Source organism: Komagataeibacter sp. SM21 (assembly GCF_041402665.1).
GTDB lineage: Bacteria > Pseudomonadota > Alphaproteobacteria > Acetobacterales > Acetobacteraceae > Komagataeibacter > Komagataeibacter saccharivorans.
In genome coordinates this window covers 35016-56708 of the sequence record NZ_JBGLOV010000001.1, presented here as the reverse complement: position 1 = coordinate 56708, position 21693 = coordinate 35016, and the positions used below count along the sequence as shown (strand labels likewise).

The 21693-nt window shown below is 65.5% G+C and carries 21 protein-coding genes; 7 read left to right on the top strand and 14 right to left on the bottom strand.

Annotation, left to right across the window (positions count from 1 at the left end; all coding sequences use genetic code 11):
• Positions 1-3: 3 nt before the first annotated feature.
• Together ACBR42_RS00250 and ACBR42_RS00245 are read left to right on the top strand one after the other, a co-directional pair.
• The gene (locus tag ACBR42_RS00250; RefSeq protein ID WP_102324857.1) at positions 4-906 is read left to right on the top strand and encodes a cation diffusion facilitator family transporter; all 903 of its coding nucleotides are present in this window, start codon (positions 4-6) and stop codon (positions 904-906) included.
• A 198-nt stretch (positions 907-1104) separates the two neighbouring features.
• Positions 1105-2457 carry a chloride channel protein gene (locus tag ACBR42_RS00245; RefSeq protein ID WP_118963558.1) on the top strand — a complete coding sequence of 451 codons (1353 nt, stop codon included), beginning with the start codon at positions 1105-1107 and terminating at the stop codon, positions 2455-2457.
• On the opposite strand, the gene ACBR42_RS00240 is transcribed toward ACBR42_RS00245, so the two are convergent.
• The 9 genes from ACBR42_RS00240 to ACBR42_RS00200 form a co-directional block, all read right to left on the bottom strand.
• Positions 2440-3477: a glycosyltransferase gene (locus ACBR42_RS00240; RefSeq protein ID WP_371207012.1), complete on the bottom strand. Its 1038-nt coding sequence runs from the start codon at positions 3475-3477 to the stop codon at positions 2440-2442. The genes ACBR42_RS00245 and ACBR42_RS00240 overlap by 18 nt on opposite strands.
• A 39-nt stretch (positions 3478-3516) precedes the next feature.
• Positions 3517-4578: a WD40 repeat domain-containing protein gene (locus ACBR42_RS00235; protein WP_102324736.1), complete on the bottom strand. Its 1062-nt coding sequence runs from the start codon at positions 4576-4578 to the stop codon at positions 3517-3519.
• Positions 4575-5576, bottom strand: coding sequence for a GTP-binding protein (locus ACBR42_RS00230; RefSeq protein WP_102324737.1), 1002 nt, complete (start codon positions 5574-5576; stop codon positions 4575-4577). Before ACBR42_RS00230 ends, ACBR42_RS00235 begins: the two co-directional genes overlap by 4 nt.
• 114 nt (positions 5577-5690) lie before the next feature.
• The gene (locus tag ACBR42_RS00225) at positions 5691-6788 is read right to left on the bottom strand and encodes a glycosyltransferase family 4 protein (protein ID WP_371207011.1); all 1098 of its coding nucleotides are present in this window, start codon (positions 6786-6788) and stop codon (positions 5691-5693) included.
• A 13-nt stretch (positions 6789-6801) separates the two neighbouring features.
• The gene (locus ACBR42_RS00220; protein WP_371207010.1) at positions 6802-7470 is read right to left on the bottom strand and encodes a glutathione S-transferase family protein; all 669 of its coding nucleotides are present in this window, start codon (positions 7468-7470) and stop codon (positions 6802-6804) included.
• Positions 7467-8561 (bottom strand): tRNA 2-thiouridine(34) synthase MnmA, encoded by a 1095-nt coding sequence (gene mnmA, locus ACBR42_RS00215; protein WP_102324740.1) that lies wholly within the window; start codon positions 8559-8561, stop codon positions 7467-7469. Before mnmA ends, ACBR42_RS00220 begins: the two co-directional genes overlap by 4 nt.
• 127 nt (positions 8562-8688) lie before the next feature.
• Positions 8689-9003 carry a ferredoxin family 2Fe-2S iron-sulfur cluster binding protein gene (locus tag ACBR42_RS00210; protein WP_102324741.1) on the bottom strand — a complete coding sequence of 105 codons (315 nt, stop codon included), beginning with the start codon at positions 9001-9003 and terminating at the stop codon, positions 8689-8691.
• A gap of 29 nt (positions 9004-9032) precedes the next feature.
• Entirely contained in the window at positions 9033-10214 is a 1182-nt protein-coding gene (locus ACBR42_RS00205) for a cysteine desulfurase family protein (protein WP_371207009.1), read from the bottom strand.
• A complete protein-coding gene (locus ACBR42_RS00200; RefSeq protein WP_371207008.1) occupies positions 10211-11344 on the bottom strand; it encodes a cysteine desulfurase family protein in 1134 nt (377 codons plus the stop codon). Before ACBR42_RS00200 ends, ACBR42_RS00205 begins: the two co-directional genes overlap by 4 nt.
• 576 nt (positions 11345-11920) lie before the next feature.
• Here ACBR42_RS00200 and ACBR42_RS00195 point away from each other — a divergent pair.
• The 3 genes from ACBR42_RS00195 (at position 11921) to ACBR42_RS00185 (ending at position 14461) form a co-directional block, all read left to right on the top strand.
• A complete protein-coding gene (locus ACBR42_RS00195) occupies positions 11921-12586 on the top strand; it encodes an alpha/beta hydrolase (RefSeq protein ID WP_102324744.1) in 666 nt (221 codons plus the stop codon).
• Positions 12587-12697: 111 nt separating this feature from the next.
• Entirely contained in the window at positions 12698-13942 is a 1245-nt protein-coding gene (gene tyrS, locus ACBR42_RS00190; protein ID WP_371207155.1) for a tyrosine--tRNA ligase, read from the top strand.
• A 12-nt stretch (positions 13943-13954) separates the two neighbouring features.
• Positions 13955-14461, top strand: a complete 507-nt coding sequence (locus ACBR42_RS00185; protein WP_371207007.1) for a DUF4186 domain-containing protein — start codon at positions 13955-13957, stop codon at positions 14459-14461.
• Here ACBR42_RS00185 and ACBR42_RS00180 read toward each other — a convergent pair.
• A complete protein-coding gene (locus ACBR42_RS00180) occupies positions 14388-14753 on the bottom strand; it encodes a Rieske (2Fe-2S) protein (protein ID WP_371207006.1) in 366 nt (121 codons plus the stop codon). The genes ACBR42_RS00185 and ACBR42_RS00180 overlap by 74 nt on opposite strands.
• A gap of 113 nt (positions 14754-14866) precedes the next feature.
• Between ACBR42_RS00180 and ACBR42_RS00175 the strand changes: the two genes are divergently transcribed.
• Both ACBR42_RS00175 and ACBR42_RS00170 read left to right on the top strand, forming a co-directional pair.
• Entirely contained in the window at positions 14867-16114 is a 1248-nt protein-coding gene (locus tag ACBR42_RS00175; RefSeq protein WP_371207005.1) for an aminopeptidase, read from the top strand.
• Positions 16111-16647, top strand: a complete 537-nt coding sequence (locus ACBR42_RS00170; protein ID WP_371207004.1) for a hypothetical protein — start codon at positions 16111-16113, stop codon at positions 16645-16647. The genes ACBR42_RS00175 and ACBR42_RS00170 overlap by 4 nt, the downstream gene beginning before the upstream one ends.
• Positions 16648-16743: 96 nt before the next feature.
• Here ACBR42_RS00170 and ACBR42_RS00165 read toward each other — a convergent pair whose 3' ends face one another.
• The 4 genes from ACBR42_RS00165 to ACBR42_RS00150 all read right to left on the bottom strand — a co-directional run bounded on the left by ACBR42_RS00165 (position 16744) and on the right by ACBR42_RS00150 (position 21684).
• Positions 16744-17859, bottom strand: a complete 1116-nt coding sequence (locus ACBR42_RS00165) for a glycosyltransferase family 4 protein (protein WP_371207003.1) — start codon at positions 17857-17859, stop codon at positions 16744-16746.
• The gene (locus ACBR42_RS00160; protein WP_102324750.1) at positions 17856-19565 is read right to left on the bottom strand and encodes a heparinase II/III family protein; all 1710 of its coding nucleotides are present in this window, start codon (positions 19563-19565) and stop codon (positions 17856-17858) included. The genes ACBR42_RS00165 and ACBR42_RS00160 overlap by 4 nt, the downstream gene beginning before the upstream one ends.
• 41 nt (positions 19566-19606) lie before the next feature.
• Entirely contained in the window at positions 19607-20284 is a 678-nt protein-coding gene (rpe, locus tag ACBR42_RS00155) for a ribulose-phosphate 3-epimerase (RefSeq protein WP_102324751.1), read from the bottom strand.
• 65 nt (positions 20285-20349) lie between these two features.
• The gene (locus ACBR42_RS00150; RefSeq protein ID WP_110546965.1) at positions 20350-21684 is read right to left on the bottom strand and encodes an RsmB/NOP family class I SAM-dependent RNA methyltransferase; all 1335 of its coding nucleotides are present in this window, start codon (positions 21682-21684) and stop codon (positions 20350-20352) included.
• Between the last annotated feature and the right edge of the window lie 9 nt (positions 21685-21693).

Below are 21693 nucleotides of genomic sequence, written 5' to 3'. Positions count from 1 at the left end.
AGCATGTTTGCCAATACCGATACCAAGATCCTCGCGGCATGGTGCAGCGTTGCCGTCAGCCTTATCGCGCTGGGCATGAAATACGCCGCATGGCGCACCACCGGCAGTATCGCGCTGTATTCCGATGCGATCGAGACAATCATCAACGTGGTGTCCGCCGTGGCCGGGCTATGGGCGCTGCGCGTCGCCAGCCTGCCGCCCGATCACAACCACACCTATGGTCATTACAAGGCCGAATACCTGTCCGCCGTGGCGGAAGGCGTGCTGGTCGTCATTACCGCCGTGACCATCGCGCATGAGGCATGGATCGGATTCCAGCACATGCACCGGCCGGAGGATTCCCTGCTGGGCATCTCGCTCAATGGCGGGGCGGGGCTGCTCAACCTTGTGTGGGGGCTGTTCCTGCTGCGCATGGGCCGTGCCCACCACTCCCCCGCCCTTGTGGCGAGCGGGCATCATGTCCTGTCGGATGTTTCGACATCCGGCGTGCTGATCGTGGGCTTCATCCTGATCCCGCTGACCGGCTGGCTGTGGCTGGACCCGCTGCTGGCGGCACTGATCGCGGTGAATGTGCTGCGCACGGGGTGGGAGATGATGCGCACCTCCATCGCGGGCCTTATGGATGAAGCGCCGAATTCGGAAACGCTGGGCGAAATCCGCTCCATCATTTCCCATACCGCCGCTGGCGCGCTGGAAGCCCACGACATCCGTGCGCGCATTGTCGGCGCCATGACCTTCATCGAATTCCATCTGGTCGTGCCGGGTTCCATGAGCGTGGAAAACGCCCACCATATCTGCGACCGGATAGAAGATGGCCTGCGCGAAGGGCTGGGCGATGCGCTGATCAACATTCACGTCGAACCCGAACGCAAGGCCAAGCATAGCGGGGTGCTGGTCCTGCCCTGACGGGCAGCCTCCCGCCCGAATGGGGTCTCCATCCCGCCATGATGGGGCCACTAATACTGGCAATAACCACCGGGCCTGCGTTAAAACTGGTCCGGCACCCGCAACCGGCCTGCCCAACCCGGTTTATCCGTCCGTGCTGTTACTGAAAGTGCATTGCCGTTCATGCGCACCGACCTGACCGAAAGACGCAAGCGGCACATGCGCCACCTGCGCCGTTCCGCCCGCATCACCACCGAACAGTGGCGACGCAAGCTGGCCTGCTGGGCAGCGGCTGTCGTGGTGGGATTCGTGGCCGTGGGTTTCGCCATGGCGGCGGACGCGGCGGCCACGCTGCGCACGCATATCATCCATATCAATCCGTGGATCATGCTGGTGCTGACGCCGGGTGGACTGGCGCTGTCCTCATGGCTGACACGCACATGGTTCCGTGGCGCGCAGGGCAGCGGCATACCGCAGACGATTGCGACCCTGCATCTGGAAAACTTCGCCATCATCGATCGGCTGCTGGCGCTGCGGGTGGCGGCGGGCAAGATCGTGCTGACCTCGCTGGGGCTGCTGGCGGGGGCTTCCATCGGGCGTGAAGGGCCAAGCGTGCAGGTGGGGGCTGCGATCATGCATGCCTGCGGGCGGTGGCTGAACCTGTCCACTGTCAGCATGCGCCGTGGCCTGATTCTGGCGGGCGGCGCGTCCGGCGTGTCCGCTGCGTTCAACACCCCGCTGGCGGGTATCGTCTTCGCCATTGAGGAACTGAGCCATTCCTTTGAACAGCGCACCAGCGGCACGATGCTCACGGGTGTCATCCTGTCAGGTGTGACCGCGATAGCACTGGTGGGCAATTACAGCTATTTCGGCCATACCGACGTGATCGTGCCCGTGGGCATAAGCTGGATCGCGGTGCCGACCTGCGGCATTCTGGGCGGTATTGGGGGGGGAGTGTTTTCCGCCATCCTGATCCGCGCGACACGCGGACTGCCGGGGGGGCTGGGTCGCTTCGCCAAGGGGCGTCCGGTGGCGTTCGCCGCAAGCTGTGGTCTGGTTCTGGCCATCATCGGCATCGCATCGGACGGGATTACCTACGGCACCGGCTATATCCAGGCGCATGAAATCATCGAGGGGAAGACCCACTACCCCGCGTCGTTCTTCATCCTGAAATTCATCGCCACCATCATATCCTACTGTTCCGGCATTCCGGGCGGCCTGTTTGCGCCGTCACTGGCCATCGGGGCTGGATTTGGCGGCTGGGTGGCGCAGTTCCTGCCGCACACCACACCGGGGGCGGTGGTGCTGCTGGGTACGGTGGCCTATTTTTCCGCCGTTGTGCAGTCCCCGCTGACCGCATCCGTCATCGTCATGGAAATGTGCGACAACCAGCAGGTCACGCTGGCGCTGCTGGCCACATCCTTTCTGGCCTATGGCGTTTCGCGCATGATCTGTTCGCAGGCGCTCTATTCCGCACTGGCGGAAGCATTCCTTGATGGCATGGCGTCGGCCCCCAAGCCACCTGTTGCAAGCCCGCCACCGCCGGTGCCGCCGTTACCGGCACCCCGCTGACAGCACGCGGTCATACAGCGCCAGCCACTGCGCGGTGACGGCCTGCGGGGTGAAATGCGCCTCGTAATCCCGGCGGCCACCCGACACGATCCGGGCCGCCAGTGCCGGGTCATCCAGCACGCGGCGTAGGGCACCGGCCAGTGCCCCCACATCATCAATGGGAACCAGCATGCCATTTTCGCCGTCGCGTATATGCGCGCGCGGACCATCGGCGGCACAGGCCACCAGCGGTATATCCGCCGACCAGGCATCAAGGATAACGGTGCCAAAGGGTTCATAGCGTGACGGCAGCACGCAGATATCCGCTGCCGCCAGCAAGGCCCCCCGATCCGACCGCCAGCCGAGGAAGTGAACCCGACCGGCAATGCCCAGCCTTTCGGCCTGCGCCATAAGGGCAGCGCGCAGGTTGCCCTCCCCCGCCAGCCAGACATGGCAGCGCGGCAGGGCTGCAAGCGCATCCAGCAGGGTTTCAAGCCCCTTGGCGGGATGCAGGCGTGACAGCACCAGCAGTACCGGCGCATCCGCAGGCGTATCCAGCGACTGACGCAATACCGGCGCTTCGGGCCGGACAGAGGGAAAAGTGGGGATATAGGCTACCCGGTCAGCCGGTGCCCCCCGTTCACGCATGGAGCGGGCCATGTCCGCCGTGCAGCCCACGAACCAGTCGCAATGTGCGAAGGGACGCAGATCCTTGTAATTGCCGAACCAGCCAATGACCGGGATGCCTGTGCCCGTGGGCACGATTTCCGCTGCACGGCGCAGCCAGCAATGGATGATATCGGGCCGCATGCGCGCAATCAGCCGCCGCAGCGCCAGACGCGCGCCGAGGCGGAGGGGAAAGCGCAGCGGCGCTGTTTCCACATCCATCTCCGCCGCCCGCATTTCCGCCACGCGCGGCGCATGGGGATGCAGGACCGCCTTCTGCGACAGTCCGGCGGCCTGCAGGCTGAGCATGACATCGGTGGAATACAGTTCCGCCCCGCCATTGCCCTGGGCCGCCATGACATGAAGCACGCGCATGCGCTGTCCCGTTCCTTCCGGCATTGCCGTGACCGCCGCCTATCTGGCGGACAGGTCCACCACGCCGGCCCGTCCGTCTTCCGTGCCGAAAGCCAGCGCGCAGCCATCGGGGCTGAAGGCCAGCGCCGACACCGCGCCACCACCCGCAAGACAGACCGGCAGGATACGCTGCGCGCCCGTATCGGCCATCAGCACCGAACCATCGGCAAAGCCTGCCGCCACGATGTCATGCACCGGATGGCAGGCGATGCGGGTACACATGACACCGGGGATGCCGCCTGCCTCGGTCGGGGGCTTGCCCATCGGGCCACCACCGAAGAACGGCCACATCACGATGGTATCCGCCCCGCTTGTCACCAGCCACTTGCCATTCCGGGTAAAGGCCATCGACTGCACCTTGGACGGATAGCCGCTCATGCGCATGTTATGCCCATCGGACAGGCGCCATCCATGCAGTTCCGATTCCTGCATGGAGGTGACCAGCGCCTCACCCGCCGGGTGGATGGCGATGCCGATATGGCTGCCCTTCCATTCCAGCGGACGGACGGTGTCCACCTTCGCCTGCACGAACCACATGGATGCGCCGTTATAGTGCGAGGCCGCGATCCGCTTGCCCTTCGCATCGAACACGATCCCGCTGACGGTGGAGGGATGCTCCAGCACCTTCAGCGTCGTCTGCCCGCTGGCGTCACGCAGTTCGACCTGCCTGCCCGATGCGAACGCGATCACGCCACCCTTGTCGTTGCACCATGTGGTGATGTGTTCGATCCAGCGCCGCCCCTTGACCAGATCGGTCACGCTGCCATCGGCGGCGACACGGCGCAGGGCGTTGTCGTCCCCCCCGGTCAGGAAGCCGGTGCTGGCGGCATCGGGGGCGATGGCAAGGATCGCGCCGTCATGAACGGTCGTAACATCCCACGCATCCGAACGGCCCCAGTCCGGGCGGCTGGCGACCATGATGTCGCCTTCACCGGTGACAAAGGCGACCTGCCCGCTGTCGCGCGCGATGGCGCAGCCGGTGATCTGGCCTTCAAGCTGTCGGGTTGCTCCCCGCCGCTCCAGCAGGGACGGCGTCATTGTTTCGTTCACGGTCCCGCTCATTTCGCACGGCAGCTTTCAAAACCGCGACGAAGCTGCGGACGGTTGAGGTTACGCCCGATGAACACAAGGCGGGAGACAGGCTTCTCACCCGCTTTCCACGGGCCGATGAAATCACCATCGGCCATCATGTGTACGGCCTGGAAGGCGAAGCGACGGTCTTCGCCCGCATAGTTCAGGATGCCCTTGGCGCGCAGGATATCCGCGCCCTTTTCCTGCAGCAGCGCACCGATCCATGCCTGAAAATGCGCGGCGTCGAGCGGTTCTTCCACCTCGAAGGACATGGAGGTCACGTCCGCCTCATGGGAGTGGCTGGTATCCTCAAGGAAATGCGGGGCGTGTTCAAGCGCGCGCTGCAGGTCGAAACCACCCTGATCCAGCACATCGGACAGGGGCACATCGCCACGCTGCGCGCGGTGCAGGCGCGCGACCGCGTTGATCGAGCGGATACGCGATTCGATGGTCGCCAGCGCGACTTCATCCACAAGGTCGGTCTTGTTGAGGATGATGACATCGGCAAAGGCGATCTGGTTCACCGCCTCCGGGCTTTCCTCAAGCGTCTGGATGACGTTGTAGGCATCAACCACCGTCACCACGGCGTCCAGACGGGTCTTGCCGCGAACGTCCTCATCCACGAAAAATGTCTGGGCCACGGGAGCGGGATCGGCAAGGCCGGTGGTCTCGACAATGATGCCGTCAAACTTCGCGCGGCGTTTCATGAGGTTGCCGAGAATACGGATCAGGTCCCCACGCACGGTGCAGCAGATGCAGCCGTTGTTCATCTCGAACACTTCCTCGTCGGCATCGACCACGAGGTCGTTGTCGACGCCGAGTTCACCGAACTCGTTCACCACCACGGCGTATTTGCGACCGTGCTGGGCAGTCAGGATATGATTGAGCAGCGTCGTCTTGCCCGCCCCCAGAAATCCCGTCAGCACCGTAACCGGCACAAGGGCATTCTGGGCTGCGGCATCGGGCGACGCCTGAACGGTATCGGACATGTGGCCTCCGGTCTTTCACTCTGCGCCATGGTGGCGTGTAGCTTGATCTGTCCAGATATAGGGCCATGCGGCGGCGTGTCCCATACCCGGCAGCGCATAAAAGCCAAAAACCCTTCATCCAGCCCCATGATGCAGGGCGGCAAGGCGGGCCGCCTGACGCAGGGCCACGGCGCGTTCGATGCTGAACCGCGCAGCCCTCGCCCGCCCCCGCACGGCAAGGGCCTGGCGCGCGGGCAGGTCATCCATCAGGGACGCGATCGCCCGCGCAAGGTCGGCAGGCGGATCGGGTGCGCACAGGACACCGCCATCCCCCACCACTTCCGGCAGGCCGCCGGTGGGGGCCGCAACCAGCGCGGCGCCTGCGGCCATGGCTTCCAGCGCGGTGAGGCCAAACGGTTCGGGCCAGCGGCTAGGCACGACCACTATGGCAGCCTGCGCCATGGCGGACAGCACCGCCGCGTGGGGTCGGTAGCCTGTCATTTCCACACCCGCCGCATCCGCGCGGGGCGCAAGGTCAGTCAGGAACGGAGTGGCGGGAGCATCCACGCGGAAACGGTCGGCACCGATCATGTCAAAGCGCCAGCCCGGATGGGAGCGCCGCAATTCGGCGCAGGCGGCGACAAACAGGTCCGCCCCCTTGTCCGCCACGACACGCCCGGCAAACAGCACGCATTGCGCGCGCTCCGCCATGGGGGGCACCGTCGCGGGCAATACCGCGCCATTGGGGGAAAGGAGAACCCGCGCCGCGTGGTGCGCTGGCACGCCATCGACAAACCGCCCGCGCAACCAGTCCGAAACACACGCCACCGTCATACGGCACAGCAGGTCGCCACGCAGGGCGGGCGTATCGGCCCCGCGCATGCCCTGCGGATCGTTATGCAAAACAAGCAGCACCCTGTGGCGGGGGCAATGTCGGGCAATGTAGCGGGCGATATCGGGGCGGTTATGGACTTCAATCACGTCCGTTCCCAGATCGCGCACCACGCGCGTTACCGCAGCGGCATAGCGCACACTACGCCCGCCCGGCGGCCACAGCCCGGGCCGCACAGGCCGGTAATCATGCCGCGGCAGGAGTGAGGCTGCGGTTAGCGGCGCGCCGACAACCACATCGCCGGGCACGGCCAGCGCCGCCACCTGCCCCCCGATGGCCCCGACCGCGCCCGCGCTGAATCCCTCGCGCGCGGGCAGGACAATGGCGGCGGGCCGGATCATGTCCCGATATGGATCAGGCAATGCCTTCAAAACGCGGCTGCCGCCATTCCTTGGGTTCCTGCGCCGCAAGCTGGTACCATTCATCAACCAGCGGATGCGCGCGGACGGCATCCATATACGCCCGCGATTCCGGCGACGGATTGACGCCATAGGACAGGAAACGCGAGACGATGGGCGCGAACATGGCATCGGCCATGCCCATCGTGCCGCCGAACAGGAAGGGACCATCCTTGCCAAAATCCAGCCGGGATTCGGTCCAGATCGCGTCGATGCGCGAAATATCGGCATCGATATCCTGCGTGGTGCCTGCGGCAAGCGGCGTGCCGTCGCGGCCGGTATTCATCGGCATGGCGGCGCGCACGGCGCGGAACCCGGCATGCATTTCGGCTGCGATACTGCGGGCATAGGCACGCTGACGGGCATCGTCAGGCCACAGGCCCGGCGCCTGTTCGGCGCAGTATTCGCATATGGCAAGACTTTCCCACACCGCGATGCCCTTGTGTTCCAGATACGGCACCTTGCCGTTGGGGGAGATGGTGCGGATGGCGGCGGTCTCCCCATTATCGGCCAAGGGGATCATCTGTTCGCGCACATCCAGCCCGGCCAGACGCACCGCCAGCCAGCCCCGCAGCGACCAGGACGAATACCGGCGTGTGCCTATGACCAGAATACCATCGCTCATGATGCCAATTTTCCTTCGCTTTCGTGACGGCGGATGAAACCACCGCCCAGAACCCTGCTGCCGTCATACATCACGCAGGCCTGACCGGGGGCGGGAACCGCACCTTCGTCCAGTTCCACGCGCGCACCATTGCCTTCGGCCTGAAACACGGTGGCGGGGCGTGCGGCTTCGCGCGCACGGATCTGCACCGCGCACCGCATGCCTTCCGCCCCCGGCGGGGTCACCAGCCAGTTCATGTCACGCAGCATGAGCGTGCGGGCGACGGCCTGCGCGCGCGGGCCGATCACCACGCGCCGCGTCGCAGGCTGGATGCCCACCACCATCTGGCGTTCGCCTTCGCGCATCGCCGCATTGCCCAGCCGCTTGCTCTGGCCCACGGTGTAGCGGGTCACACCTTCATGCTGGCCGACCACATGGCCGCTCTGGTCAACGATCTCACCGGCCCCGGTCACGTCCGGGCGCAGCTTTTCCACCAGCCCGGCATAGGAACCATCGGTAACAAAACACAGGTCCTGACTGTCTGGCTTGGCGGCGACGGCAAGCCCGAAACGTTCAGCTTCCGCGCGCACGGCGGCCTTGTCGGGCATGTCACCCAGCGGAAAGCGCAGGAAATCAAGCTGGTCGCGCGTGGTAGCGAACAGGAACCATGACTGGTCGCGCCCGGCATCCACGGGGCGGTGCATCTCAACCCCGTCGGGGCCTTCCACGCGGCGGACGTAATGCCCGGTGGCCATGGCATCCACGCCAAGGTCGCGCGCCATGCCCAGCAGATCGGTAAACTTGACGCCCTGATTGCACGCAACGCAGGGAACCGGGGTTTCCCCCGCCGCATAGGCATCTGCGAAAGTGCCGATCACGCTGTCATGGAAACGGCGTTCGGCATCGATCACGTAATGGGGGATGCCCAGCCTGTCGGCCACGCGACGGGCATCGTGAATGTCGCGTCCGGCACAGCACGCACCCTTCTTGCTGCTTTCGCGTGAATCGTAAAGCTGGAGCGTGGCGCCGATCACTTCATGCCCCTCGTCCACCAGACGTGCGGCAACGACAGAACTGTCCACCCCGCCAGACATGGCCACAAGAATGCGCATGGCTCGGTTCCACTTTCCCTAAATGCCAGCAATGTCCGCAGGACTATCAGCCCCCGGGCACCACAGGTCAAACATCATATTTACGACAGGGCGCGGCCACCGGGGCCGGCGCCTGCCTGTCCAGCCGTCAGGACGTGCGCGGCAGGCGCACGACCAGTCCATCAAGCGCTTCGGTCATCACGATCTGGCAGCCCAGACGGGATGTCTTTTCCAGACCGAATGCAAGGTCGAGCATGTCTTCCTCGTCCTCGGTCGGCGGGGTCAGCTTCGTGGCCCATTCCGGATCCACCACCACGTGGCAGGTCGCGCAGGCCAGCGAGCCTTCGCATGCGCCTTCAAGGTCGACCCCGTTCTTATGGGCGATTTCCAGTACCGACAGACCCAGCGGGGCCGCGACTTCGCGGCGGGTGCCATCACGCTCTATGAATACTATATGCGCCATCTTTCCATCCTGCCTGTATCATCCGCCCGTTACCGGGGCGAAGAACTGCCTGTCGCGCGGCACCGTGCCACAGCCTGGCACAGGATCTCCGCCGCGCGATCCACATCGGCGGGTGAGGTATAGCGTCCGACGGCCAGACGCAAGCCTTCCGCCGCCTGTGCCGCGTCCATATGCATCGCCGTCAGCACGTAGGACGGCACCACCTCCGCCGAAGAACAGGCCGAACCTGTGGACAGGCACAGTTCCGGCACCGCCGCCAGCAGGTCCACCGCCCGCACCCCTGAAAAGCGCAGGTTCAGGTTGCCCGCCAGCCGCCCGGACAGGGTGCCATGCACATGCACGTCCCCACACCCGGCCCGCAGCGCCGCCAGCAGCCGGTCACGCAGGCTGGCCATTCTGACCCGTTCCTGCGCGCCTTCTTCCCGCGCGATGCGGCAGGCCGCGCCGAATCCGACCAGCAGTGGCGCGGGCAGCGTGCCCGAACGCAGCCCGCGCTCCTGCCCGCCACCGGAAAACAGCGGGGCCAGCCGCACGCGCGGCCTGCGGCGCACGAACAGCGCGCCCACCCCTTTCGGCCCGTACAGCTTGTGCGCGGAAACGGAAGCCAGATCGAGATCCCACGCCCGCACGTCCACATCCACCTTGCCCGCCGCCTGCGCCAGATCGCTGTGCAGCAGCGCACCAGCCCCGCGCACCAGCGGCGCGAGGGCGGCGAGGTCGTGCAGCACGCCGGTTTCGTTATTCGCCGCCATGATGCTGACCAGCAGCGTGGGCACTTCCAGCGCACGGGCCAGCACTTCGGGGTCCAGCGTGCCATCGGGCCGGACGGGCAGGATCACCGGCTCGCACCCTTCGCGGGCAAGGTCGCGCACGGATTCCAGCACGCATTTATGTTCCGTCGCCACCGTGATGACGCGCCTGCGCGGATCGCCACGTTCCAGCAGGTGACGGACAGCCCCCTTGATGGCGAGGTTGTTGGCTTCGGTCGCACCAGATGTGAACACGATTTCACGCGCTTCGGCACCCAGCAATTGCGCCACTTCGCCACGCGCCTGTTCCACCGCATCATGGGCCGCGCGACCGGCGACGTGATCCAGACTGTGGGGATTGGCGAAGCTATCGGTAAACCATGGCAGCATTTCAGCCACCACACGCGGATCACACGGTGTCGTGGCCTGATAATCCAGATAGATCAGATTCTGCGCGTTCATGGCCTGCCCCCTGCCCGCGCGCCCAGCCGCAGTGCCATGGCGGTATAGGCGGCAATGAAACCATCGACTTCGACCTGCGTGATCGACCATGGCAGGGAGACACGGATGGCGCAGCCTGCATCCTCTCCATAGCCCATGGCTTCAAGCACATGCGATCGCGCAACCTTGCCCGACGAGCATGCGGACCCGGCCGAGACACCATATCCCGCCATGTCCAGCGCGATGATCTGGGTCTGCGCACTGCATCCGGGCAGCAGCAGCGTGCTTGTATTGGCTAGGCGCGGTGCGCCTGCCCCGCATATCGTAGCCCCTGCGGCCACGGCAGCGGCATCAATCCGGTCACGCCATATGCGGTGTCGGTCCGCCTGCGCCGCCATGCCCGCGCAGGCGATGCGGGCTGCGGCAGCCATGCCTGCAATGGCGGGCAGGCCCGGCGTACCGCCGCGCCGCCCCTGTTCCTGTCCCCCGCCCGCCAGCAGCGGCTGGACGCTGCGGAAGCGGTCGCCCGCCAGCAGCAACGCGCCCGCGCCTTTGGGACCGCCAAATTTATGGCCTGAAATCGCGATGCTGTCCGCGTCCAGTCCGTCCAGCGTGAATGCGATCCGCCCCGCCGCCTGCACCGCATCGACATGCACAAGCGCGCCATGGGCGTGGCACAGCGCGGCGATTTCACGCACCGGATTGATGACGCCCGTTTCATTATTGGCCAGCATGACACAGACCAGCGCCGGATCATCCGCCGCCGCAAGCATCCGTTCCAGCGCCGTCATGTCCAGCACGCCGTCCGGGCGCACCGCAATGACACCGGCCACCCCCGCCGCGCGCACGGCGTCATGTTCCGTCGCCCCCGCCAGCACGCGCCGCCCGGCACCCAGCCCGGTAACCGCCAGCACGTTCGCCTCCGTCCCGCCCGATGTCAGGACGCAGTTTTCCGCCTGCACGCCAAACAGGGCGGCCAGCCCCTCGCGCGCGGTTTCGAGTTCCGCCCGCGCACCACGTCCCGCGCGGTGCACGGATGACGGATTTCCCGCCACCTGCGCCGCCTGCATCATGGCCGCCAGCGCCTCTGGCCGGATGGGCTCGGACGCATTCGCGTCAAGGTAGATAAAGCTATCGCGTGGGGTACTCATGCTGTCCGGCCATATGGGTTGCGCCAAGTCCTTTTGCGACAGGAATTACGATTTATCTGGCATTTTGTGAATCCACACCGCTATAAGGCAGCGCAACATAATATTTATTGCAACGTGTTATGGGGGATGGCCGCATCTTTTCATACCGCTGCCTCAATGTCGCCCGCCCGGCTGCCGGGCATGGCAAGGAGAGCGAACCAGCACGATACACCCCGCCCGGACGGCGCATAAAAGCCATTCTGCGGGCCGGGACACCAACAAACCCTGCACCATATCTGCCCCCCGCGCAGGGCACGCCTGCCGAAGATGCACTTTGCATACAGTAGGTGGAATGCCCATTATCGGGTGGGTTGGTATACTTCCGGGCTGACAGTTCCAGACCGGGCAGTTTCTGTTTCCACCCAGTCAGAGCCGGATGAATACCGGGTACCATCCCGCCCCCGGCGCGGGAATGACGGGTAACAGCGTATTCTCTGCCTGCCGACCTGACGGGGCATCGCCGGTCAGCAGGCTGTAACAGTAACCTTCCCGATGCAATGCCTGAAATGCGTCGGGAAACGAAAATGCGGGATACCTATGCCTGAGGTCATGTTTGCCGGCCCTGATGGCCGTCTGGAAGGTCGATACCACCATTCAAGCGCGCCCAACGCGCCGCTTGCGCTGGTGCTGCATCCCCATCCGCTGCACGGCGGGACCATGAATAACCGCATCACCTACGCGATGTACCGCACGTTCGAGAAGATGGGCTTCTCCGTCATGCGCTACAACTCACGCGGGGTTGGCCGTTCACAGGGCCGCTATGATGGTGGCATCGGCGAGATTTCGGACGCCGCAGCAGCCCTTGACTGGATGCAGATGGTCAACCCGAACGCCAGCGGCCTGTGGATCGCGGGGTATTCGTTCGGGGCGTTCGTCGGCATGCAGCTTCTCATGCGCCGCCCGGAAATCACGGGGTGGATCAGCGTGGCGCCACCTGCCAACCATTATGATTTCGGCTTCCTTGCCCCGTGTCCCTGTGGCGGGCTCATGATCGCGGGGGAAAACGACGAACTCGTACCCGAACCCGCCGTGCGCAAGCTGGTGGACAAGCTGAACACCCAGAAGGGCGTGACCGTGGATTACCGCATTTTCAAGGGTGCGGACCATGTTTTCGCCAACCATGCCGATCAGGTGGCCGACGCGGTGGAAGACCATGTCAGCACCGTCATGAACCGCAAGGCGCTGGCGCTGGCCGCCGACTGATTCACCCACCCGGTGGGGCGGGCTGTTCCATGAAGTGCGGCGAACATGCTAGAGGCTGGTCCGCGCCGGGGCGGCCCGGCCAGCGATGCACATCTCAGCGCGGAACAGATCATGCCCAAGAGTGAATTCCTCCGGGAAGCCGAAGCACGCGGCTTCATATTCCAGTGCACCGACATGGAGGCGCTGGACGCCGCCATGCAGGCCGGTCCGGTAGCGGGCTATATCGGTTTCGACCCCACGGCGGACAGCCTGCATGTGGGCAGCCTTATCCAGATCATGATGCTGCGCCTGCTGCACCGCCATGGCCACCGCCCGGTGGCGCTGGCCGGTGGCGGCACGGCGCGGATTGGCGATCCCTCCTTCCGGGAAGAAGCGCGCAAGCTCATGACGGCGGAAACCATCGCCACCAACCTGCGTGGGGTGGAAGGCTGCCTGCGCCAGTTCCTGCCGCTTGGCACCGGCCCGAACGAACCGCTGCTGACCAATAATGCCGACTGGCTGGACCGGCTGTCCTACATCGACCTGCTGCGCGATGTGGGCATCCATTTTTCCGTCAACCGCATGCTGTCCTTCGACTCGGTCCGTTCGCGTCTTGACCGCGAACAGGGCCTGACCTTTCTGGAATTCAACTATTCCATTCTCCAGTCCTACGATTTCAAGGAACTGAACAGCCGTCATGGTGTGACGCTGCAGATGGGCGGATCGGACCAGTGGGGCAACATTGTGTCGGGCATCGATCTTGTCCGCAGGATGAATGGCGCACAGGTTTTCGGCCTGACAACGCCACTGCTGACCACAAGTTCCGGTGCCAAGATGGGCAAGACGGCGCAAGGCGCCGTCTGGCTTTCGGCCCACCGCCTGCCGGTATTCGATTACTGGCAGTTCTGGCGCAATGTGGAGGATGCGGATGTTGGCCGCTTCCTCAAGCTGTTCACCGACCTGCCGATCGAAGAATGTGACCGCCTTGCCGCCCTTGGCGGGGCCGAAATCAATGAGGCGAAGAAGATCCTCGCCACCGAAGCCACGGCCCTGTGCCATGGCCGCGCCGCCGCCGAGGAAGCCGCCGAAGCCGCCCGCCGCACGTTTGAGGAAGGCAGCACGACCGCTGCCCTGCCCACGGTTACCATACCGTCCGCCCTGCTGACCGAAGGACTGCCCGCCTTCCGCCTGTTCGTGGAAGCCGGTTTCGCCGCCAGCAACGGGGAAGCCCGCCGCCTGATCCGTGGTGGCGGCGCGCGCGTGAATGATGTGGTGGTGACGGATGAGGCGCAGGCCGTATCCGCTACTGACCTGCATGATGGCGCCATCAAGCTCTCCTCGGGGCGCAAGCGGCACATTCTGGTCCGCCCGGCCTGAGGTAATACGGCCATGCCCCGCAGGCGCACAGGCAGGGATGCGGCAGCAACGCGGCAGGCCGACCTGTTCGCGCCTGCGCCGCCAGACCCGGTGGCACCGGAACAGGCCGCCCCGCCACGAGACCTGCCCGCCATATCGCCCGCCCTATGGGAACGACTGGCCTATTCGCGCTTTCGCGCCCGGTTCCATCTGGGCGCAAGGGAACGCGCCTATCTGGACAGACATGGTCTGCCGGAAGTCATGACGCATGCTGCCCGGTTCCTTGCGACCCGTCTGGCCCCCGCCCATCCCGACAAGGATGGCAGGCAGACGCCCTGGCGCGGGCATCCGGTCTTCATCGCCCAGCATGCGACCGGCACATGCTGCCGGGGATGTGTCGCCAAATGGCACGCCATGCCGGCGGGCCAGCCGCTTGATGACGGGCAGCAGACCTATCTGCTGGCCGTCATACAGGAATGGCTGCGCCGGGATGCTGCGGCACAGGATGCGGCAGACACACCCATATCCGATCGTCGCTGATCCAGCATTCATAAGATTGCGCCACGGGAGCCGCCACGTCAGCACCCGGCGCACGGGCGGTGCCATCGGGCGCAAAGCCCCACATATGGGCCGGGCAGACAATGCGCCCATCCAGCACATAACCGGCGGACAGGCGGGCATTGCCATGCGGGCAGCGGTCATCCAGCACGGCAGGACGTTCACCCGCCATCCATACCACCAGCGCCCGCCCGGCACACAGCACGCGTTGCGGGGCCATACGCGCATCCCCCACAGTACACAGCATGCGGGAACCCGGTAACGCCCGTTTCATTAATGCCTTACTCCCGCCCGGTTTGCGGATACCATCTTACGCGCGGTGGGCGTGTCGTCTATCCTGACAGCATTCCGCAGGCATCGCCCGCCATTTACAGGATTTGATGACGCATGGCTTTCTCCCCCCGGCATGAACAGCTTCTGGACCGCCTGGCCGAGGTCGCCGTCCGCACTGGCGTGAACATCGCGCACGGGCAGCAGCTTCTCATCACCGCCCCGCTTGACGCCGTGCCGCTGGTGCGCCGGATTACCGAACATGCCTACCGGGCGGGTGCATCGCTGGTGACACCGTTCTATGCGGATGATGAGGCAACGCTTGCCCGTTTCCATTACGCCGCCGATGATACGCTGGATACCGCAGCCGACTGGCTGCACGAAGGCATGGCCAATGCCTATCGCAAGGGTGCGGCGCGCATGGCGATCACGGGCGGCAATCCCGTCCTTCTGGCCAATCAGGACCCCGAACGGGTATCGCGCGTGTCACGCGCGGCATCACGTGCCGGTCGCCCGGCCATGGAACTGATCACCCGCTTTGCCGTCAACTGGAACATCGTGGCCTTCGCCACCCCCGCATGGGCAGCGCAGGTCTTCCCCGACCTGCCGCAGGATGAAGCGGTCAGCCACCTGTGGGATGCGATCTTTCAGGCATCGCGCGTAACGGTGGATGACCCGGTGGCCGAATGGAAGGCCCATAACGCCTACCTGAACCGGCGCACGACATGGCTGAACCAGCGGCGCTTCGCGGCCCTGCATTTCACCGGACCGGGCACGGATCTGACCGTGGGGCTGGCGGATGGCCACGCCTGGGCAGGCGGCGCCGAACCCGCCGGGAACGGAATCGTGTGCAATCCCAATATCCCGACCGAGGAAGTGTTCACCACCCCGCATGCCCGCAAGGTCAGCGGGACGGTATGCGCGACCAAGCCGCTGTTCCATCAGGGCACGCTGATTGACAATATCGCCGTCCGTTTTGAGGAAGGCCGCATTGTCGAAGCCCGTGCCAGCAGCGGTCAGGCCGTTCTGGAACGCATCCTTGATACCGATGAGGGCGCGCGCAGGCTGGGTGAAGTGGCGCTGGTGCCCGCATCGTCTCCCATTTCCCAAAGCGGCATCCTGTTCCGCAATACGCTGTTTGACGAGAACGCGGCCAGCCATATCGCGCTGGGCCAGTCCTATGCCAAGTGCATGGTCGATGCGGACAGCCTGACCGAAGCCCATCTGGCGCAGCAGGGCGCCAATACCAGTTTCATCCATATTGACTGGATGATCGGGTCCAGCAAAATCAATGTCGACGCCATCAACCACGATGGCAGCCGCGAACCCCTGATGAGACAGGGCGAATGGAGCAACCAGCCATGACCTCTTCCTTCGTGCGCAAAGCGCTTCTGGCCACCGTGTGCGCCCTTGCCGCAGCCCACATGCCCGGCGGCATGCGCCCGGCGATGGCCCAGCAGCCCACACAGCAGCAGGAACTCACCCCCGAACAGCAGGCCGCCATCCAGCGCGACGTGCAGACCGTGGCGCAGTATCGCCTGCCGGATGATTTTTTCGCGCGCATGCTGCCGGTCATCCAGCAGATCAAGCTGGCCCATATCAATCCGCCGGAAACCCCCAGCATGACGCTGGAGGAAACCATCCAGCGTACCCAGTCCATGCCGCAGCTCCTGCCGATCCTGCAGCGCAACCGCATGTCCCCGCGTGAGTTCGTCATGAACATCACCACTTTCGGCATGACGCAGGCCGTGCTGCAGCATCCGCCGCAGGACAGCAAGGACATGCCGCCGCTCAACCCGCATAACATCACCCTGATCAAGACCCATCAGGCCGAAGTGCAGGCCCTGCTTCAGGCCATGGGCGGCGGTCAGGGCGGCCAGCAGGCCCCGGCGCGCTAGATAAAATTTGGGTGCCGTCTTTCAAAAGGCGGCATCTGCCGAAGCTTTTTGCAAAAAGCTTCACCAAAGCCTTCTTTATGGGGCGAAGGCTGCGGTTCAGGCCGCGCCCAGCAGGACCAGCGTGCGGGCCATGACAGCCGCTTCGGTATAACGGGTCAGGGCGCGCGCCCTGCCCGCCTGCCCCATGCGCTGGCGTATTGCTCCGTTTTCCACCATCTGACGCAGCGCCATGGCCAGAAGCGGCACATTGGCCGGGGGCACGAGCGTGCCGGTTTCACCGGGGATCACCAGTTCACGCGGGCCGGAAATATCGCTGGCCACCACCGGCAGGCCACACAGCATGGCCTCGATCACGCTCATCGGCAGACCTTCAAAATGGCTGGGCAGCACAAAAATATCAGCCGCCGCCATGATGGCCGCCACGTCATCACGATACCCCAGACAGACAAGCCGCGTACCCAGCCTTGACCGGGCCTGCGCCAGAAGGGGTGTCATATCCGGGCCCCTGTCGCTGGGCAGGCGTTCCCCCACAATCCACAGTACCGCGTTATCCGGCAGATCCGTCATGGCCGCCAGCAGTTCCGGGTATCCTTTCCCCCGCACCAGCCTTGAAACGGCGAGGATGACAACCTGCCCTTCCCTTACACCAAACTGGTGACGCAGCATGGCACGGCGGTCGGGATCAGGGCGGAACAGGGCCGGATCGCGCCCGTTGCCCGTGGCGGTTGCAGCGGGGTGGATACCAAGCCGCCGGGCCTGCCGGGCATCCGCTTCCGATACGGTCATGTAGATGTCGCTCACCCGTCCGGCGAGCCATTCCAGCGCCAGCGCCAGCGCCCTGCGCAGCCATGGGCCGGGCTGGTTGAACAGGAAACCATGACCGGTATAGGCCACGCGCGGCACACCGCACCACCATGCGGCAAAACGCGCCAGCAGGCCGCTGATGGGCATGTGAGCATGCACCATGTCGGGTTTTTCAGCCCGGATCAGCCGCACCAGCGCCCGCCATGCCCGCCATTGCGCCACAGGCGAGAAAGTGCGGGACATGGGCACGGGCACCACCCGCAGCCCCTGTGCCCGCACGCTGTTTACAAGCGGCCCGTCGGCGCACACGCCAGCCACGTCATGCCCTTCGCGCCGCAGCGCCACCATCAGGGGAAAGAGAAACTGCCGCAGGGAGAAGTCAACATTCGTGACTTCAAGGATCTTCATGCCAGCAGCAGGATTTTTTCACGCTGGAGCGCCCAGCGCACCACCTGCCGCACCATGCCCGGCCTGCTGGCATCGGGCATATCCATATCATCATCCTGTGCCGGGGGCGCGGTATTATCGGCTTCTGCTTCGGCCTCCGCTTCCTCCCGCGCCTTCCTGGCGGCGGGATCGACCCGCACCACCAGTTGCAGGGAAGCGCGCGGGTTCTGCCCGCCGCAATACACGCTTTCCTCAATCCCGACCGTGCCGCCCGCCGCACGGAAGCGCCAGTGCTGCTCCCCCGCGCCCAGCAGGATGGAACCGTCACGCGCATCCACGGCGGTTACGGACGGATGCAGGTGCAGCCGCAGCACGAAGGCAACTTCACGCTCGCCTTCCACCGTTTCTTCCCCGCGCAGGACCTCACCATCCGCACCGAGATAGAGCCTGCGGTAATACGTCGCCCCGGCGGAAGCATGATAGCCATCATGCGACAGGTCCAGCCAGTGCGCGCCTTCCGCCACCACATGCTCCACGCCGACATGCGGGGGCCTGCGCGCCACCGTGCCATCAGGCGCGAATTCGGAGGATGACATGTCCTCCACCACCACAACGGAATGGGCCGCCGTCTGCCGCAGGGCATCCTTCCACGCGGGCAGCACGCCGCCCCCGCAATTGACGATCAGGCGCTGGCGCGCGCACGAAAACTCGAACGACAGCGTTCCCGCATGGGCATTGTGGTCGTAACCCGGCGGGGCAGGAATCCCGGCATCGACCAGCAGCAGCGAACGGGCCGCCTGCATGCGCACGAAACCGCCATCGGGCATGGTGTGGGCCACGACCCGCGTCCGCGTGGCCTGTGACAGCACCATTTCAATCAGTGCATTGGTGCGTTCATGGCTGCCATTGAACAGGGCAAGCCCGCCGTCCCCATGGCGCATGGCGCGCAGCACCGGGCTCATCCGGTCCAGCGCGAGGGCCACGGAATGCGGCAGCGCATGGCGCGCGGCCTGCATCATGGCCCGCATTTCCGCCAGTTCCCGCAGCGCGCGCAACTGCACTTCCGGACTACGTTCGATATGCCAGCCATCAGGCAGGATCTGACTTTCCACCTCCGCATCGATATAGCGGCGGTAGCGGGTCAGGAAGCCGGTATATTCAGGCATGGCCACGGCAACCGCCAGCAATCCCTTAAGGGCGGTCAGGGACTGCCAGCCATGCCGTTCGGGCGGCATGATGGCTGCGATGGTGCGCCCTTCCACCAGCAGACGGGCCATCAGCCGCTGACGGAAGGAATCACTGGCGGAAGCGGCAAAGAAATCATAATGCCCCAGCCACGCCGCCACCCGCGCGCCGATCACGCCACATTCCAGCGCAACAGGATCCTGGGAGGGATGATGCAGCCAGTCATCCACCAGCGCGCGCGCTTTCAGCCGCGCGGCATCCGTGCCCACCGCGCGCAGGTCGCGCAGCCAGCGGAACCCCAGCAGCCCCTCACGGAAAGCAGGCTCGAACTGTGGTGAATCCCACAGCCCCGGCCCGATGGGATGGGTATAGCCCGCCCATGTCAGGCTGCCGCGCGTAAGCTGTGCGCCCGCCACCGGATCGCCCGGCCACAGGTCGCGCATGCTGTGAACAGGCGCCGCGGGCAGGTTCCTGCCGCCACCGAACAGGGGCAGCCGCGCAAGCGACAGGCGCGCGCCACGCGTCATACGCTTCAACGTCATCGCCTACCTACCCCCGCGGAGCATCGTCGCGTGGCATGTCCTCACGCCGGGCTGTGCGCTCCGCCACGCAGACCCTTTATCGCGGCGGCGTAATCATCCTGCCCGTAGACCGAGGTGCCCGCGATCAGCACATCGGCGCCCGCCGCCACTGCCAGCGGCGCGGTCTGGGCCGTGATGCCGCCATCCACGCCGATGCGGATGTCACGACCCGTCGCATCGGCCATGCGGCGCAGGGTTTCGATCTTGCGTAGCTGGCTGGTCAGGAATTTCTGGCCGCCGAAGCCGGGGTTGACCGTCATCACAAGGATCATGTCCACCAGATCCAGCACTTCCCCCACCGCTTCGGGCGGGGTGGCGGGACAGATGGCCACGCCGGGCTTCACCCCATGGTCACGCACATGCTGGAGGGAGCGGTGCGTGTGCGGCCCCGCTTCGACATGCAGGTGGATATGGTCAGCGCCCGCCCTGGCGAAGGCTTCGATATACGGATCGACCGGCGCGATCATCAGATGCACGTCAAAAGGCAGCTTCGATCCGGGACGCAGCGCCTTGATCAGTTGCGGCCCCATGGACAGGTTCGGCACGAAATGCCCGTCCATTACATCCAGATGCAGCCAGTCCGCCCCCGCTTTTTCAACAGCGGCGACTTCGTCCGCCATGCGGGAAAAATCAGCGGACAGGACGCTGGGTGCGATGAGGGGAGTTTTAAGAGCAGCCATGCCTGTTTTTTAACAGAAACCCATGACTGACGCCAAGCTTTCATCGCAGGCCCCTCCCCCTCGCATCAGGCACGGCGGAAGCGCGCGGCGAAGAAGCCATCCATCCCGCCGCGTTCCCCCAGCATGCCCGGATGGGTGCGCAGCCAGCCTTCGGGCGTGCGGGCCTGCGGCAGGAAGGCCAGTTCCTCCTCCGTAAAGGGATCGGGAACCAGCCCCATGGCGGCTGCCGCGGCGGCGCGCTGTTCACCTTCCTCGGGCTGGAGGGAGCACACGGCATAGACCAGCCGGCCGCCGGGGCGCAGCATGTCGCGGGCAGCAGCCAGCAGGCGGTCCTGCCCCTGCGTCATGGTGGCGATGTCGCGCGGGCGCTTGATCCACATTGCATCGGGATGGCGGCGGATGGTACCGGTCGCCGAACACGGTGCATCCAGCAAAATGGCGTCCAGCGGCGCATCGGGCCGCCATTCAGCCGCATCCGCATGGACCACATGCACGTCATCCAGCCCCAGCCGGGCCAGATTCGCGCGCAGGCGCTCAAGGCGGCGTCCCTCACGTTCGATGGCGAAGACCTCCGCCCCGGCGCAGGCAAGCTGGGCGGTCTTGCCGCCGGGGGCCGCGCACAGATCGGCGACCCGTTCGCCCGGTCTGGCGGCAAGCAGGCGCGCGGGCAGGGTCGCCGCCATGTCCTGCACCCAGAAAGTCCCTTCGGCAAAGCCCGGCAGTTCGGCAACCTTCACCGCGCCCGCCGGAAACCGCACGCTGCCATTGGGCAGGACCTCGCCACCCGGTGGCGCTTCGCTGCCGGGACGGATGGTCAGATCAAGCGGGGGTTCATGACCCAGCGTGCTGGCAATGGGGCGCGCCATCCTGCCCCACGACTGCCACAGCCATGCGGGCACATCCAGCCGTGGCTGGTCCAGTCCCTCAAGCGCTTCCGCCCCACCGGCGGATACGCGGCGCAGCACCGCGTTCACCAGCCCGGCGAAGGGCACCAGCCCCCGCCTGCGCGCAAGGGCAACGGACGTGGCGACAGCGGCATGCGGCGGCGTATCGAGGAACAGGAGCTGCGTTACCCCGATCAGCAGGACCACGCGCACCGGTTCGGGCGGTTCACGCTTGAGGAAGGGGGCCAGAATTTCGTTCGCCGTGCCCATATGGCGCAGCACGGTCGCGGCCAGACGGTGGGCGGCGGCGCGGTCGCGCGGTTCCGCCGTGCGGGCGGCGACAGAATGTTCCAGCGATGTGTCGAGCATGCGCCGGTGGGCGATCACGCCTTCGACAATATCAAAGGCGATATCGCGCGTCGGGTCCGGGGCGACCTTGCCCCCCCGCCGGTCGGGGCGGCCCGAGGCAGGACGGCGGCCAGTGGGGCGGGAGGCGGGGGACGAGGGAGACTTCATGTAATCCTG

What these genes read in the sequence shown, in the direction of transcription:
- ACBR42_RS00250 (WP_102324857.1), top strand. Translation starts at nt 4, where the DNA reads ATGTTTGCCAATACCGATACCAAGATCCTCGCGGCATGGTGCAGCGTT.
- ACBR42_RS00245 (WP_118963558.1), top strand. Translation starts at nt 1,105, where the DNA reads ATGCGCCACCTGCGCCGTTCCGCCCGCATCACCACCGAACAGTGGCGA.
- ACBR42_RS00240 (WP_371207012.1), bottom strand. Translation starts at nt 3,477, where the DNA reads ATGCGCGTGCTTCATGTCATGGCGGCCCAGGGCAATGGCGGGGCGGAA.
- ACBR42_RS00235 (WP_102324736.1), bottom strand. Translation starts at nt 4,578, where the DNA reads ATGAGCGGGACCGTGAACGAAACAATGACGCCGTCCCTGCTGGAGCGG.
- ACBR42_RS00230 (WP_102324737.1), bottom strand. Translation starts at nt 5,576, where the DNA reads ATGTCCGATACCGTTCAGGCGTCGCCCGATGCCGCAGCCCAGAATGCC.
- ACBR42_RS00225 (WP_371207011.1), bottom strand. Translation starts at nt 6,788, where the DNA reads ATGATCCGGCCCGCCGCCATTGTCCTGCCCGCGCGCGAGGGATTCAGC.
- ACBR42_RS00220 (WP_371207010.1), bottom strand. Translation starts at nt 7,470, where the DNA reads ATGAGCGATGGTATTCTGGTCATAGGCACACGCCGGTATTCGTCCTGG.
- mnmA (WP_102324740.1), bottom strand. Translation starts at nt 8,561, where the DNA reads ATGCGCATTCTTGTGGCCATGTCTGGCGGGGTGGACAGTTCTGTCGTT.
- ACBR42_RS00210 (WP_102324741.1), bottom strand. Translation starts at nt 9,003, where the DNA reads ATGGCGCATATAGTATTCATAGAGCGTGATGGCACCCGCCGCGAAGTC.
- ACBR42_RS00205 (WP_371207009.1), bottom strand. Translation starts at nt 10,214, where the DNA reads ATGAACGCGCAGAATCTGATCTATCTGGATTATCAGGCCACGACACCG.
- ACBR42_RS00200 (WP_371207008.1), bottom strand. Translation starts at nt 11,344, where the DNA reads ATGAGTACCCCACGCGATAGCTTTATCTACCTTGACGCGAATGCGTCC.
- ACBR42_RS00195 (WP_102324744.1), top strand. Translation starts at nt 11,921, where the DNA reads ATGCCTGAGGTCATGTTTGCCGGCCCTGATGGCCGTCTGGAAGGTCGA.
- tyrS (WP_371207155.1), top strand. Translation starts at nt 12,698, where the DNA reads ATGCCCAAGAGTGAATTCCTCCGGGAAGCCGAAGCACGCGGCTTCATA.
- ACBR42_RS00185 (WP_371207007.1), top strand. Translation starts at nt 13,955, where the DNA reads ATGCCCCGCAGGCGCACAGGCAGGGATGCGGCAGCAACGCGGCAGGCC.
- ACBR42_RS00180 (WP_371207006.1), bottom strand. Translation starts at nt 14,753, where the DNA reads ATGAAACGGGCGTTACCGGGTTCCCGCATGCTGTGTACTGTGGGGGAT.
- ACBR42_RS00175 (WP_371207005.1), top strand. Translation starts at nt 14,867, where the DNA reads ATGGCTTTCTCCCCCCGGCATGAACAGCTTCTGGACCGCCTGGCCGAG.
- ACBR42_RS00170 (WP_371207004.1), top strand. Translation starts at nt 16,111, where the DNA reads ATGACCTCTTCCTTCGTGCGCAAAGCGCTTCTGGCCACCGTGTGCGCC.
- ACBR42_RS00165 (WP_371207003.1), bottom strand. Translation starts at nt 17,859, where the DNA reads ATGAAGATCCTTGAAGTCACGAATGTTGACTTCTCCCTGCGGCAGTTT.
- ACBR42_RS00160 (WP_102324750.1), bottom strand. Translation starts at nt 19,565, where the DNA reads ATGACGTTGAAGCGTATGACGCGTGGCGCGCGCCTGTCGCTTGCGCGG.
- rpe (WP_102324751.1), bottom strand. Translation starts at nt 20,284, where the DNA reads ATGGCTGCTCTTAAAACTCCCCTCATCGCACCCAGCGTCCTGTCCGCT.
- ACBR42_RS00150 (WP_110546965.1), bottom strand. Translation starts at nt 21,684, where the DNA reads ATGAAGTCTCCCTCGTCCCCCGCCTCCCGCCCCACTGGCCGCCGTCCT.